Source organism: Klebsiella quasipneumoniae subsp. quasipneumoniae, assembly GCF_020525925.1.
GTDB classification, from domain to species: Bacteria; Pseudomonadota; Gammaproteobacteria; order Enterobacterales; family Enterobacteriaceae; genus Klebsiella; species Klebsiella quasipneumoniae.
Genome location: NZ_CP084876.1, coordinates 40,166 through 52,687 on the forward strand (window position 1 = coordinate 40,166; position 12,522 = coordinate 52,687).

The 12,522-nt window shown below is 59.4% G+C and carries 13 protein-coding genes; 9 read left to right on the top strand and 4 right to left on the bottom strand.

The features are described from left to right. Positions 1-6 precede the first annotated feature (6 nt). The 3 genes from uhpC (at position 7) to LGM20_RS00210 (ending at position 3,461) form a co-directional block, all read left to right on the top strand. On the top strand, positions 7-1,335 hold the full coding sequence (gene uhpC, locus LGM20_RS00200) for an MFS transporter (RefSeq protein WP_023291436.1): 1,329 nt from the start codon (positions 7-9) through the stop codon (positions 1,333-1,335). A gap of 145 nt (positions 1,336-1,480) precedes the next feature. Next, the gene (gene uhpT, locus LGM20_RS00205; RefSeq protein WP_004202242.1) at positions 1,481-2,872 is read left to right on the top strand and encodes a hexose-6-phosphate:phosphate antiporter; all 1,392 of its coding nucleotides are present in this window, start codon (positions 1,481-1,483) and stop codon (positions 2,870-2,872) included. Positions 2,873-3,008: 136 nt separating this feature from the next. After that, entirely contained in the window at positions 3,009-3,461 is a 453-nt protein-coding gene (locus LGM20_RS00210; protein WP_004901545.1) for a DUF1198 family protein, read from the top strand. A gap of 90 nt (positions 3,462-3,551) precedes the next feature. Here LGM20_RS00210 and LGM20_RS00215 read toward each other — a convergent pair whose 3' ends face one another. Further along, positions 3,552-3,875, bottom strand: a complete 324-nt coding sequence (locus LGM20_RS00215) for a helix-turn-helix domain-containing protein (protein ID WP_044525085.1) — start codon at positions 3,873-3,875, stop codon at positions 3,552-3,554. After that, complete coding sequence (locus LGM20_RS00220) at positions 3,859-4,218, bottom strand: type II toxin-antitoxin system RelE/ParE family toxin (RefSeq protein ID WP_044525084.1); 360 nt, start codon at positions 4,216-4,218, stop codon at positions 3,859-3,861. Before LGM20_RS00220 ends, LGM20_RS00215 begins: the two co-directional genes overlap by 17 nt. A 211-nt stretch (positions 4,219-4,429) precedes the next feature. Here LGM20_RS00220 and nepI point away from each other — a divergent pair, with 211 nt between their 5' ends. Continuing rightward, on the top strand, positions 4,430-5,623 hold the full coding sequence (gene nepI, locus LGM20_RS00225) for a purine ribonucleoside efflux pump NepI (protein WP_032454414.1): 1,194 nt from the start codon (positions 4,430-4,432) through the stop codon (positions 5,621-5,623). On the opposite strand, the gene phnX is transcribed toward nepI, so the two are convergent. Together phnX and phnW are read right to left on the bottom strand one after the other, a co-directional pair. Continuing rightward, positions 5,620-6,429, bottom strand: coding sequence for a phosphonoacetaldehyde hydrolase (gene phnX / locus LGM20_RS00230; RefSeq protein ID WP_044525083.1), 810 nt, complete (start codon positions 6,427-6,429; stop codon positions 5,620-5,622). The genes nepI and phnX overlap by 4 nt on opposite strands. Before the next feature lie 9 nt (positions 6,430-6,438). Next, on the bottom strand, positions 6,439-7,542 hold the full coding sequence (phnW, locus tag LGM20_RS00235) for a 2-aminoethylphosphonate--pyruvate transaminase (protein WP_044525082.1): 1,104 nt from the start codon (positions 7,540-7,542) through the stop codon (positions 6,439-6,441). A gap of 141 nt (positions 7,543-7,683) precedes the next feature. Here phnW and phnR point away from each other — a divergent pair, with 141 nt between their 5' ends. From phnR to phnV, 5 genes are all read left to right on the top strand, one after another. Next, positions 7,684-8,403, top strand: a complete 720-nt coding sequence (gene phnR, locus LGM20_RS00240; RefSeq protein WP_023291430.1) for a phosphonate utilization transcriptional regulator PhnR — start codon at positions 7,684-7,686, stop codon at positions 8,401-8,403. Between the two features lie 176 nt (positions 8,404-8,579). Beyond that, the gene (phnS, locus tag LGM20_RS00245; RefSeq protein WP_023291429.1) at positions 8,580-9,593 is read left to right on the top strand and encodes a 2-aminoethylphosphonate ABC transporter substrate-binding protein; all 1,014 of its coding nucleotides are present in this window, start codon (positions 8,580-8,582) and stop codon (positions 9,591-9,593) included. Between the two features lie 5 nt (positions 9,594-9,598). Next, positions 9,599-10,711, top strand: a complete 1,113-nt coding sequence (phnT, locus tag LGM20_RS00250; RefSeq protein WP_044525081.1) for a 2-aminoethylphosphonate ABC transport system ATP-binding subunit PhnT — start codon at positions 9,599-9,601, stop codon at positions 10,709-10,711. Beyond that, on the top strand, positions 10,711-11,571 hold the full coding sequence (gene phnU, locus LGM20_RS00255; RefSeq protein WP_044525080.1) for a 2-aminoethylphosphonate ABC transporter permease subunit: 861 nt from the start codon (positions 10,711-10,713) through the stop codon (positions 11,569-11,571). Before phnT ends, phnU begins: the two co-directional genes overlap by 1 nt. Positions 11,572-11,573: 2 nt before the next feature. Continuing rightward, positions 11,574-12,371 carry a 2-aminoethylphosphonate ABC transport system, membrane component PhnV gene (phnV, locus tag LGM20_RS00260; RefSeq protein ID WP_044525079.1) on the top strand — a complete coding sequence of 266 codons (798 nt, stop codon included), beginning with the start codon at positions 11,574-11,576 and terminating at the stop codon, positions 12,369-12,371. Positions 12,372-12,522 lie beyond the last annotated feature (151 nt).

Here is a 12,522-nt window from a genome sequence, read left to right on the forward strand (position 1 = left end):
TCGCCGATGTTCGCCTTTTTAAAAGCCCCGCCGGACGCCGCGCCGATTAGCGATAAACGCGAGCTTGATGCGCGTTATCGCTACTGGCGTCGCCATATCCTGTTGACCATCTGGCTGGGCTACGCGCTGTTCTATTTCACCCGCAAAAGCTTTAACGCCGCGGTTCCTGATATTCTCGCCAGCAACGTGCTGACCCGCAGCGATATCGGTCTGCTGGCCACGCTGTTCTACATCACCTACGGACTGTCGAAATTTTTCTCCGGTATCGTCAGCGACCGCTCCGACGCCCGCTATTTTATGGGGCTGGGGCTTATCGCCACCGGGGTGGTGAATATTCTGTTCGGTTTTTCTTCCTCACTGTGGGCCTTCGCCCTGCTGTGGGCGCTAAACGCCTTCTTCCAGGGGTGGGGCTCGCCGGTCTGCGCCCGGCTGCTGACGGCCTGGTATTCACGCACCGAGCGCGGCGGCTGGTGGGCGCTGTGGAATACGGCGCATAACGTTGGCGGCGCGCTGATCCCGATGGTGGTGGGGGCGGCGGCGCTACATTACGGCTGGCGCGCGGGGATGATCATCGCCGGGGGCCTGGCGATCCTCGCCGGATTATACCTGTGCTGGCGGCTGCGGGATCGTCCGCAGGCGGTGGGGCTGCCCGCCGTCGGCGACTGGCGTCACGATGCGCTGGAGATTGCCCAGCAGCAGGAGGGCGCCGGACTGACGCGTAAAGAAATCCTCACCCGCTACGTGCTGGCCAACCCCTATATCTGGCTGCTGTCGCTGTGCTATGTGCTGGTGTACGTGGTGCGGGCGGCGATTAACGACTGGGGCAATCTGTATATGTCGGAGACGCTTGGCGTCGATCTGGTGACCGCTAACTCGGCGGTGACCATGTTCGAGCTGGGCGGATTTATCGGCGCGCTGGTGGCGGGGTGGGGCTCGGATAAGCTGTTTAACGGCAATCGCGGGCCGATGAACCTGATCTTCGCCGCCGGAATTTTGCTGTCGGTTGGCGGCCTGTGGCTGATGCCGTTCGCCAGCTACGTGATGCAGGCGGCCTGCTTCTTCACCACCGGTTTCTTCGTCTTCGGCCCGCAGATGCTGATCGGCATGGCGGCGGCGGAGTGTTCGCATAAAGAGGCCGCCGGGGCGGCCACCGGGTTTGTCGGCCTGTTCGCGTATCTTGGCGCGTCGCTTTCCGGCTGGCCGCTGGCGCAGGTAATGGATATCTGGCACTGGACCGGATTCTTCGTGGCGATCGCGATTGCCGCCGGCATTTCCGCGCTGCTGCTGCTGCCGTTCTTAAACGCCCAGGCGCCGCGCGCCGCCAGTGAAGCGTGATGCATCTCACTCTTTCGCCGCGAATGGGGCAAAACTAGGAAATTTTCCCGGTTTCACCTGGACGCCGTCTCAGGCCAGACGGCGCGCTGATTTTTACAATGCCTGGCTATGACGCAGGCATAAAAAATCAGCTCAGGAGATACCCATGCTGGCCTTTCTGAATCAGGTTCGTAAGCCGACCCTGGATCTGCCGCTCGACGTGCGGCGCAAAATGTGGTTCAAACCTTTCATGCAGTCCTATCTGGTGGTCTTCATCGGCTACCTGACCATGTATCTGATCCGCAAAAACTTTAATATTGCGCAGAACGACATGATCTCCACTTACGGGTTGAGCATGACGCAGCTGGGGATGATTGGCCTGGGCTTCTCCATTACCTACGGCGTAGGGAAAACCCTGGTTTCCTACTATGCCGATGGCAAAAACACCAAGCAGTTCCTGCCGTTTATGCTGATCCTCTCCGCCATCTGCATGCTGGGCTTTAGCGCCAGCATGGGCGCGGGCTCCACCAGCCTGTTCCTGATGATCGCCTTCTATGCGCTGAGCGGCTTCTTCCAGAGCACCGGCGGCTCGTGCAGCTATTCCACCATCACCAAGTGGACGCCCAGACGCAAACGCGGCACCTTTCTCGGCTTCTGGAATATCTCCCACAACCTCGGCGGCGCGGGCGCCGCGGGCGTGGCGCTGTTTGGCGCCAACTATCTGTTCGACGGCCATGTGATCGGCATGTTTATCTTCCCGTCGATTATTGCGCTGATCGTCGGCTTTATTGGCCTGCGCTATGGTAGCGACTCGCCGGAATCCTATGGCCTCGGCACGGCGGAAGAGCTGTTTGGCGAAGCGATCAGCGAAGAGGACAAAGAGACCGAAGAAAATGCGATGACCAAGTGGCAGATCTTTGTTGAGTACGTGCTGAAAAACAAAGTGATCTGGCTGCTGTGCTTCTCCAACATCTTCCTCTACGTGGTGCGTATCGGTATCGATCAGTGGTCCACCGTGTACGCCTTCCAGGAGCTGAAGCTGTCGAAAGAGGTGGCGATTCAGGGCTTTACCCTGTTTGAGGTCGGTGCGCTGGTCGGCACGCTGCTGTGGGGCTGGTTGTCGGATCTGGCCAACGGCCGCCGCGCGCTAGTGGCCTGCATCGCGCTGGCGCTGATTATCGCCACCCTCGGGGTTTACCAACACGCCAGCAACCAGTACGTCTATCTGGCCTCGTTATTTGCGCTGGGCTTCCTGGTGTTTGGTCCGCAGTTGTTGATTGGCGTCGCCGCCGTCGGCTTTGTGCCGAAAAAAGCGATCGGCGCCGCCGATGGGATCAAGGGCACTTTCGCCTATCTGATTGGCGATAGCTTCGCCAAGCTGGGTCTCGGGATGATCGCCGACGGCACGCCGGTCTTCGGCCTGACCGGCTGGGCCGGCACCTTTGCGGCGCTGGACGCCGCCGCCATCGGCTGTATCTGCCTGATGGCCATCGTGGCTATCTTCGAAGAGCGTAAAATTCGCCGCGAGAAAAAGAACCGTATTTTGCAGACCGCCTGATTCACCAGGTATTGGGTAACCTTGCCCGGCCAGTGCGCCGGGCTTTTTTATTTCTTGCGCATTATGCCAGGTCCGGCAGTCGACAGCAGGCAAATTCCCATTATGATAGTCAGGCTGCGATTGGATGAGAGGATGCATGATCTGGATAGGACTGGCCACCCTGGTAGTGGTGTTTGTTGTGGGATTTCGGGTGCTTACCTCTGATTCACGCCGCGCGATCCGCCGCCTGAGCGAACGCCTTGGCATTACGCCCGTCCCGCTGGAATCGATGATCGATCAGCTGGGTAAAACCGCCGGCAATGAGTATTTGCGTTACCTGGAACGGCCGAATGAAGCGCATCTGCAGAATGCCGCGCAGGTGCTGCTGATCTGGCAGGTTGCGATTGTCGACGCCAGCGAAAAAAACCTGCATTACTGGTATCGCCTGATGCAAAAAGCGCGTTTAGCGGCGCCGATCACCGACGCGCAAATCCGCCTTGCGCAAGGGTTTCTGCGCGAGCTGGATCCGGATGTGAGCGATTTGCATAACCTTCAGCAGCGCTATAACGACCTGTTTCTCCCGGAAGACGGCGTGCACTGGTTGCACTGATATCATTGTTATCCGGCCTGTGGTTCAAAACCATATCTCCCTTACGTTCCTTGTAGGCCGGATAAGCGTAAGCGCCATCCGGCAGAATAACTACAGTAGGATTTTCAGGCCGTGTTTTTGTACGACGCTAAGCAATTTTAATGACGTTCCGCTCGGTCGTTTAGCGCCAGTCTCCCATTTTTGCACGGTAGACACACTGGTATTCAGATAACGAGCGAACACGGGTTGGCTAACATTGAGTTGTTCACGTAGCGCTTTAATTTCAATGGGTTGAAGTGCGGCTACGCTACCGAGACATGATTCATCAAAATGGCGCATTGTTTCCTGTGGGATTGCGCCAACGCTGAATAGCCCCGACGCAGCGCTATGGATCGCTTCGAAAGCCGGGCTTTTGTATTTATTTTTTGCTGTCATCGCAAATCTCCACCAATTCTTTACTTTTAACTAAGGCCGTCGTTTTCTCTTCAGAGAGATTGGCATAGTGTTTTGCTAACTCACGAAACCCCATTAATTCGCGATGGTTGATATTGGCCATATCCTGTTTGGCATATAGAAAGGTATAAAACCAATACCCTGCGCTTTTGGTAAGGATGATTGCGCGATCGCGATTCTTGTTGAGTCGCTTTTTATAAACCCCTCCTCCTAAATCAACCACTTTGCCCTGAAGCGCAGATTGAATTGCCTGATAGAGCTCGTCGTCGGTAATGCCATGAGAGCTAGCCTCTCTGGCGAACCATTTGGTTTTAAAGATGCGCATTGCTGACATCCTGTCGTTAAAAGTATAGCACATAGTGCTACATTAAATTCTCCTGAGATTTGTTAAAGCGATAGCAAGCATCGTTTTTTTAAACATGCGAGCAGCTACGCATCCTCTTATGAAAAGCGAGAAGAGTTGCGAAAACGTTAAATGCGTCACAAACAAAATGTTACACTGCGCAGCTTTCCGCCACTTTCTTCGCAGGTCACTCATGAGTCATTCAAATGAAGCCAAAACCCACGCACGCGAGCTCGCGCGACCAAACTGGTCGGCAGTTTTCGCGGTTGCTTTCTGCGTCGCCTGCCTGATTACCGTCGAATTTCTACCGGTCAGTCTGCTGACGCCGATGGCGCTGGATTTAGGCATCTCCGAAGGGATGGCCGGGCAGTCGGTGACGACGACGGCATTCGTCGCGATGTTTTCCAGCCTGTTTATCACCTCCGTCATTGGCAAAACCGATCGCCGCTACGTGGTGATCCTCTTTTCGCTGCTGCTGACCCTTTCCTGCCTGTTGGTGTCCTTTGCCGATAGCTTCACCCTACTGCTGCTGGGACGCGCCTGTCTGGGGCTGGCGCTCGGCGGTTTCTGGGCGATGTCAGCCTCGCTGACCATGCGTCTGGTGCCGATGCGCGTGGTGCCGAAAGCGCTGTCGATTATCTTCGGCGCGGTATCCATCGCGCTGGTGATCGCCGCCCCGTTGGGCAGTTTTCTTGGCGGGCTTATCGGCTGGCGCAACGTGTTTAACGGCGCGGCGGTGATGGGCGTGCTGTGTACGATCTGGGTGCTGAAAGCGCTGCCGTCGCTGCCGGGTGAATCGGCAGCTCAGCAGCAAAAAATGTTTGGCCTGCTGAAGCGGCCGGGGGTGATGGCCGGCATGTGCGCCATTTTCATGGCTTTTGCCGGACAGTTCGCCTTCTTTACCTATATTCGCCCGGTGTACATGACCCTCGCCGGGTTTGATGTCGATGGCCTGACGCTGGTGCTGCTGAGCTTTGGTATCGCCAGCTTCATCGGCACGTCGCTCTCCTCGGTGCTGCTCAAGCGCTCGGTGAAAGCGGCGCTGGCGATTGCGCCGCTGGTGCTGACCGCCTGCGCGGCGGCGCTGGTGCTGTGGGGGGAAAGCAAAATCGTCGCCTCGACGGTGGCGATCATCTGGGGCTTCGCGTTCGCGCTCATCCCGGTGGGATGGTCAACGTGGATCACCCGTTCCCTCTCCGATCAGGCGGAAAAAGCCGGGTCGATTCAGGTGGCGGTGATCCAGCTGGCCAACACCTGCGGGGCCGCGGTCGGCGGTATTGCGCTTGACCATTTAGGCCTGCTGTCGCCGCTGGTGTTGTCAGGGGTATTGATGCTGTTTACCGGCCTGCTGGTGGCGGCCAAAGTGAAGGTGAATTCACCCGCTTAAGGCCGCTCGCCTTTTGCCAGCCGGGCGTTGATATCCGCAATCACCCCCGGCAGGTCCGCCAGGGTATCAACCACATAATGCGCCCCGGCGGCATACAGCTTGCCTGCCGCCCGCTCGCGACGGGTGGCGATTTCCTCTTTCGACATCGCCTGATACGCCTCCCAGGTGGCGCCAAATTCATTTCCCGACACCGCCAGGCCGACGCTCCACATCCCGGCATGTAACCCTTCGCTGATGCCCGGCGCGGCATCATCGACCTTCACGCAGTGGGCCACATCGTCTATGCCCAGGGCAATCACGTTCTGCAGCGCCATCCACGGCCCGGGACGCCCGCCGGCGGCAAGGTCATCGGTGGCGACCCAGTGGTCCGGGGCATAGCCCTGGGCGGCGGCGGCTGGAACCAGTTTTTCCATCACCGGGCGCGGATAGCCCGAGCAGGAGCCGATCTTCAGTCCGTCGGCGCGCAGCGCGGCGAGGGTGTCGACCACGCCGGCGATCGGAGCGGAAAAATCGACAACCTTAGCGATTTGCAGCGGCATAAACGCGGCGTAGATCGCATCGATATCAGCGGCCGTCATCGCCCGACCAAATTTCGCCTGCCAGCGGCTGTCGACCGACGGCAGTTTGCCCAGCGCCTCAATGTGCTGCCATTTGCCAAGCCCCATCGGCACGCGGGCCTCTTCAAGGGTGATCTCAATATCGAAGGCCTGGCGGAAGGCCTCGACGAAAATTTGCGTCGGCGCGAAGGAGCCGAAGTCCACGGTGGTGCCGGCCCAGTCGAGAATGAGAGCGGTGATACGGTTCATGGCGGTTCCTTATTGTTTCCAGTACATGGCGTTGTCGATGGCCGCCAGCAGGGCGGTGATGTCGGCGTCGTAGACTTCGCCGATGTTGCCGATGCGGAAGCAATCGCTTTGCGACACTTTGCCGGGATAGATCACGAAGCCCTGATCTTTCAGCTTCTGGTAGAAGGTGTGAAAGCGATACTGCGGCGCATCCGGTGAATAAAAGGCGGTAATGATCGGCGAGTGCAGGCTGTCGTCGAGCAGCGGCCGGAAGCCGAGCGCGCGCATTCCGGCTACCAGTCGGCGCTGATTGCGGGTATAGCGCTGATGGCGGGCGCTGACGCCGCCCTCCTGGGCCAGCTCTTTCAGCGCCTGGGCGAAGGCCAGCACGGTATGGGTCGGCGAGGTGAAGCGCCACTTGCCGTGGTTATCCTCCATACAGCGCCACTGGGCGTAAAGATCCAGCGACAGCGAGCGCGAGCGGCCTTTGCAGGCGGCCAGCTCCGATTCGCGGGCGATGACGAAGGCGAAGCCCGGCACGCCCTGAATGCACTTGTTGGCAGAGCTTATCAGGTAGTCAATATTCAGCGCGGCGATATCCAGCGGAATGCCGCCGAAGCTGCTCATCGCATCGACGATATAGCGTTTGCCATACTCTTTCGCCAGCGCGGCCACCTCTTCAATCGGGTTGAGCATGCCGGTGGTGGTTTCGCTATGCACCATCGCGATATGGGTGATCGCCGGGTCATCCCGCAGGATCCGCGCGATCGCCGCGGCGTCCGGGCGGGCGACTTCGCCGCAGTCGTAAGGATGAAAGGCGATACCCATCCGCTGCGCCATCTCAATCATGCGCGCGCCATAGGCGCCATTGCTGACGATCAGCACTTTGCCCTGTTCGCCGATGACGCTGCCGAGCACCGCTTCGACCGCGTAGCTGCCGCTGCCCTGCAGCAGCACCGCCGTATACCCGGCGGCCGGGGTGGCCAGCTGTACCAGCTGCTGACGAATGGTCTGTACCACGCCGAGATTGTAATCATCATCCCAGGTGCAGCTATCGAATAACATCGCCTCTTTCACCGTGCGGGAGGTGGTTAGCGGGCCGGGGGTCAGCAGCAGGTAGTTCCGAGAAGTCATTTGTCTCACCATTTGGTCTATACCAGATTGGTATTTATCATGGAGACAAAGCCGGGGCAGGGTCAAAGGAAATGTGGCGCTGCAACAAAAAATTCATCTGGCTATGTATAATGAGCGCACCAAAAGTGGCTGCGAGTAAACATGAAATCACCCTCTGGCGAGATGCCGCAATACCTGATGATTAAGGCGCAGCTGCAGGCGCGTATTCAAAACGGCGCCCTCAAAAGCGGCGATAAATTGCCTTCCGAGCGCGAGCTGTGCGCGTTGTTCAACACGACCCGTATCACCGTGCGCGAGAGCCTGGCGCAGCTGGAGGCCAGCGGCGTGATCTACCGCGCCGACCGCCGCGGCTGGTTTGTGACGCCGGAGCGGCTGTGGCTGGATCCGACGCAGAACACCAACTTCCACAAGCTGTGTCTCGAGCAGGGACGTGAGCCGAAAACGGTGCTGCTTGATGGCCGGTTATCCGCCGTGCCGCTGGATGTGATGGCGCCGCTGGCGCTGCAGCCCTTCGATCAGGTCTACCTGCTGACCCGCCTGCGCTATGCCGACGGGCGTCCGGTGTGCTATTGCGAAAACCACTGCCTGCCGGCCCGGGTGCCGGAGCTGCTGCGCCACGATCTCAACGGCAGTCTGACCGAGATTTATCAGAGCCAGTACGACCTGATCTATACCAGTATGCATTTGTCGTTTTATCCCACCTCCATGCCGCCGCAGGCCGCAGCGGCGTTGGGGGTGATGGAGGGGCGCCCGGCGCTGCTGTTGCGCAGGCTGAATTACGATCAGCACGGGCGTATTCTTGATTACGATATCGAATACTGGCGGCATGACAGCCTACGGATCGAAGTCGATACCCATTGATTTTATTGCATTAACCCTTCCCGTGTCCCCGGTGGCGTCAGCGTTAACCGGGGCTATGCCTCCCCTCGTTTTAACTCTTTCGACACACTTCTTTCATCGTTTTGTCATAAACCCCCGGTAGCGTGAAGGCAAATCTGGTCTACACCAGAATAACTAACTGCGATGAGGCTAACACGATGAAACTCTCCCGACTTGCTCTGCTGTCCCTGTTCGCGCTGACCAGCTCCCCGGTTTGGGCGGACGGCGTCGTCACGGTTTACTCCGCCGACGGCCTGCATGACGGCGATAACAGCTGGTATCAGAGCCAGTTCGACGCCTTCACCAAAGCGACGGGCATCAAAGTGCAGTATGTGGAAGGCGGCTCCGGCGCGATTGTCGAGCGTCTGGCGAAGGAGCGCACCAATCCGCAGGCCGACGTACTGGTGACGGTGCCGCCGTTTATCCAGCGCGCCGCGAAAGAGCAGCTGCTGGCCACCTTTACTCCACAGGGCAGCGCGCAGATCCCTGGCGCCAACGACCGCTATTCGCCGCTGGTGAACAACTATCTGACCTTCATCTATAACGGTCAGTTGCTGAAAACCGCGCCGGCCAGCTGGCAGGATCTGCTGGATAGCCGCTTTAAGAATAAGCTCCAGTACTCCACGCCGGGCCAGGCGGGGGACGGCACCGCGGTGATGCTGCAGGCCTTCCACAGCCTTGGCGGCAAAGACGCTGGCTTTGCCTATCTTGGCAAGCTTCAGGCCAATAACGTCGGCCCATCGGCCTCCACCGGCAAGCTGACGGCGCTGGTCAACAAAGGCGAGCTGTACGTCGCCAACGGCGATCTGCAGATGAACCTGTCGCAGATGGCGCGTAACCCGAACGTTAAAATTTTCTGGCCGGCGGATGATAACGGCGAGCGCAGCGCGCTGGCGCTGCCCTACACCATCGGGCTGGTGCAGAACGGGCCGAACAGCGAAAACGGCAAAAAGCTGATTAATTTCCTGCTGGATAAACCGGCGCAATCCAGCGTCAGCGCGCGCTCCTGGGGCTTACCGGTACGCAACGACGTGGCGCCGGATGACGCTAACTTTAAGGCGGCGCAGGCGGCGCTCGACGGCGTGAAGCGCTGGGAACCCAACTGGGACGACGTTGCGCTTTCTCTCTCGGCGGATATCGCCCGCTGGCATAAAGTGACCGATAGCGAGTAAGCCTGATGTTAATGAAAACGACCGTCACGCCTTCCCCGTCGCTGGCGGGGACTTCCGGGATCACCCTGGGCTCGCTGCGCGTTTCCTACCACGGCAACGTGGTCTTAAAACCGCTGTCATTGACCATTGAACCCGGTGAGGTGCTGGCGCTGATTGGCCCTTCCGGTTCCGGGAAAACCACCGTGCTGCGGGCGATTGCCGGATTTGTGCAACCGGCTGGCGGGCGGATCCTGATCGGCGACACGGACGTCACCCACCTGCCGCCTTACCAGCGCGGGCTGGCGATGGTGGTGCAGAACTACGCGCTGTTTCCCCATATGAAGGTGGAAGACAATGTCGCCTTCGGCCTGCGGGCGCAAAAGCAGCCCAGGGCGCTGATCGCCGGGCGGGTGACTGAAGCCTTAAAAATCGTTGGTATGGCGGACTACGCCACCCGCTATCCGCATCAGCTTTCCGGCGGCCAGCAGCAGCGCGTCGCGATAGCCCGCGCCATTGCCGTGCGTCCTCGGGTGTTGTTGCTTGATGAACCGCTGTCGGCGCTGGATGCGCAAATTCGTCATAACATGGTGGAAGAGATTGCCCGTCTGCACCGCGAACTGCCGGAGCTGACCATCCTCTACGTCACCCACGATCAGACCGAAGCGCTCACTCTGGCGGATAAAATCGGCATTATGAAAGACGGGTCGCTGATCGCCCATGGCGAAACGCACGAGCTGTACCACTATCCGCCGAACCGCTTTAGCGCCGAATTCCTCGGCCGCGCCAATATCCTGCAGGCGACGGCGCTGACCGATAGTCTTCAGCCGGGTCTGGTTAACGTGAGCTGCGGCGGCGGCCTGGTTAACGCCTTCAGCCGGGGTGGGCTGCATGGCAACAACAAGCTGTTATGCATTCGCCCGCAGCATATGAGCCTGGCGCCGCGATCGGCAACCAGTAATCGCCTCAACGCCACCCTGACTTCGGTACACTGGCAGGGCGATCTGACGCATCTGCTGTGCGACGTCGCGGGCGAAGCGGTGCGGATCGTCATGACTCACGTCAACCCCCTGCCGCGCGCGGGCGACAAGCTGGCGCTCTACTTCGAACCTGGCGATGCGGTTCTGATCGAGGAGCAATGATGGCGCAAACCTTAATCCTTACGCGCCCGGCGCGAAACCTGCGCCCTTACCTGTGGCTGGCGTTGCCGCTATTGGTGCTGGCGACGCTGTTTTTCTATCCGCTGTTGCTGATCGCCGAACAGGCGCTGCGCGACGCCAGCGGCAAACTGAGCCTCGAAACCTTCTGGCAGGTGATTGACTCAAAACGCTTTATTGGCGCGCTGCTCAATACCTTACAGATTGCGGTGTTCGCTACCCTTGGCTGCCTGGTGCTCGGCAGCGTTTTGGCGCTGATTCTGGTTTTTATTCCGTTCCCCGGCAGCCAGCTGATTTGCCGGGTGATCGATACTTTTATTGCGCTGCCGACCTTCCTTATCACTCTCGCGTTCACCTTTATTTACGGATCGGCGGGGCTGCTCAACGGCGCCCTGATGGCGCTGTTCGCCTTTGAACTGCCGCCGGTGGACTTCCTTTATTCGATTAACGGCGTGATCCTGGCGGAGATCACCGTCTTTACGCCGCTGGTGATGCGCCCGTTGATGGCCGGACTGCGGCAGATCGATAAGAGTCAGCTGGAAGCGGCGAGTATTCTTGGCGCTCACCCGCTGCGGGTGATGACCCAGGTTATCTTCCCGGCGGCGCTGCCGGCGCTGATGGCGGGGGGCAGCCTGTGCCTGCTGTTGACCACTAACGAGTTCGGTATCGTGCTGTTTATCGGCGCCAAAGGGGTCAATACCCTGCCGATGATGGTCTACAGCAAGGCGATTCTGGAGTCGGATTACAGCGTGGCCTGCATGATCGCGCTGATGAATATTCTGCTGTCGCTGGGGCTGTTTATGCTCTATCGGCTGGCGGCGGCGCGCACTGGCGTAAGGAGTTAACGATGTTGATTTGGTCGCGTAAAGGCCGCGCGGCGGCGGGCGCGCTGGCGGTGACGCTCTTTGCCGGCATCTTCCTGCTGCCGCTGGCGGTGATTTTGCTCTCCAGCCTGAGCCAGCAGTGGAACGGCCTGCTGCCCACCGGCTTTACCTTTGCCCACTTTGTTAACGCTTTTCGCGGCGCGGCGTGGGATTCGCTGTTTTCCAGCCTGATGGTGGGCTTCTGCGCCAGCCTGCTGGCGCTGCTGTGCGGGATGTGGGCGGCGCTGGCGCTGCGCCAGACGGGCGCGAAGCTGCAGAAATATCTTGGGGTGATGTTTTATCTGCCCAGCGCCATCCCCTCGGTTTCCGTGGGACTGGGCATTCTGGTGGCCTTCAGCCAGGGGCCGCTGCAGATGAATGGCACCTTCTTTATCGTCCTGGCGGCGCATTTCGTGCTGATCTCGGCCTTTACCTTCAGCAACGTGACCACCGGGCTGGCGCGAATTTCCGCTGATATTGAAAACGTCGCCTCCAGCCTGGGCGCTTCCCCGTGGTACCGCCTGCGCCATGTGACGCTGCCGCTGATGACGCCATGGATGATCTCGGCGCTGGCGCTGAGTTTATCGCTGTCGATGGGGGAGTTGGGAGCGACGGTGATGATCTATCCGCCGGGCTGGACCACCCTGCCGGTGACCATTTTCAGCCTGACCGATCGCGGTAATATCGCCGATGGCTCGGCGCTGACCATCGTGCTGGTGGGCGTCACGCTGCTGTTGATGATGAAGCTGGAGCGCATCGCCCGTCGTTTGTGTCAGAGATAAAGAGTGGATGTCGTCATGCGGGGCTGGCGCCTGACCGCCCGGCGGCGCTGCGCTTGCCGGGCCTACAGGGGGAGCCCGCAGGAAGGAACGTAGGCCGGATAAGGCATGTATGCCGCCATCCGGCATAAATGGAGCGCACCAGTCGTAGCCC

Excerpts from the sequence above, each read along its gene's own strand:
- uhpC (WP_023291436.1), top strand. The coding sequence starts at position 7 with ATGTTCGCCTTTTTAAAAGCCCCGCCGGACGCCGCGCCGATTAGCGAT.
- uhpT (WP_004202242.1), top strand. The coding sequence starts at position 1,481 with ATGCTGGCCTTTCTGAATCAGGTTCGTAAGCCGACCCTGGATCTGCCG.
- LGM20_RS00210 (WP_004901545.1), top strand. The coding sequence starts at position 3,009 with ATGATCTGGATAGGACTGGCCACCCTGGTAGTGGTGTTTGTTGTGGGA.
- LGM20_RS00215 (WP_044525085.1), bottom strand. The coding sequence starts at position 3,875 with ATGACAGCAAAAAATAAATACAAAAGCCCGGCTTTCGAAGCGATCCAT.
- LGM20_RS00220 (WP_044525084.1), bottom strand. The coding sequence starts at position 4,218 with ATGCGCATCTTTAAAACCAAATGGTTCGCCAGAGAGGCTAGCTCTCAT.
- nepI (WP_032454414.1), top strand. The coding sequence starts at position 4,430 with ATGAGTCATTCAAATGAAGCCAAAACCCACGCACGCGAGCTCGCGCGA.
- phnX (WP_044525083.1), bottom strand. The coding sequence starts at position 6,429 with ATGAACCGTATCACCGCTCTCATTCTCGACTGGGCCGGCACCACCGTG.
- phnW (WP_044525082.1), bottom strand. The coding sequence starts at position 7,542 with ATGACTTCTCGGAACTACCTGCTGCTGACCCCCGGCCCGCTAACCACC.
- phnR (WP_023291430.1), top strand. The coding sequence starts at position 7,684 with ATGAAATCACCCTCTGGCGAGATGCCGCAATACCTGATGATTAAGGCG.
- phnS (WP_023291429.1), top strand. The coding sequence starts at position 8,580 with ATGAAACTCTCCCGACTTGCTCTGCTGTCCCTGTTCGCGCTGACCAGC.
- phnT (WP_044525081.1), top strand. The coding sequence starts at position 9,599 with ATGTTAATGAAAACGACCGTCACGCCTTCCCCGTCGCTGGCGGGGACT.
- phnU (WP_044525080.1), top strand. The coding sequence starts at position 10,711 with ATGGCGCAAACCTTAATCCTTACGCGCCCGGCGCGAAACCTGCGCCCT.
- phnV (WP_044525079.1), top strand. The coding sequence starts at position 11,574 with ATGTTGATTTGGTCGCGTAAAGGCCGCGCGGCGGCGGGCGCGCTGGCG.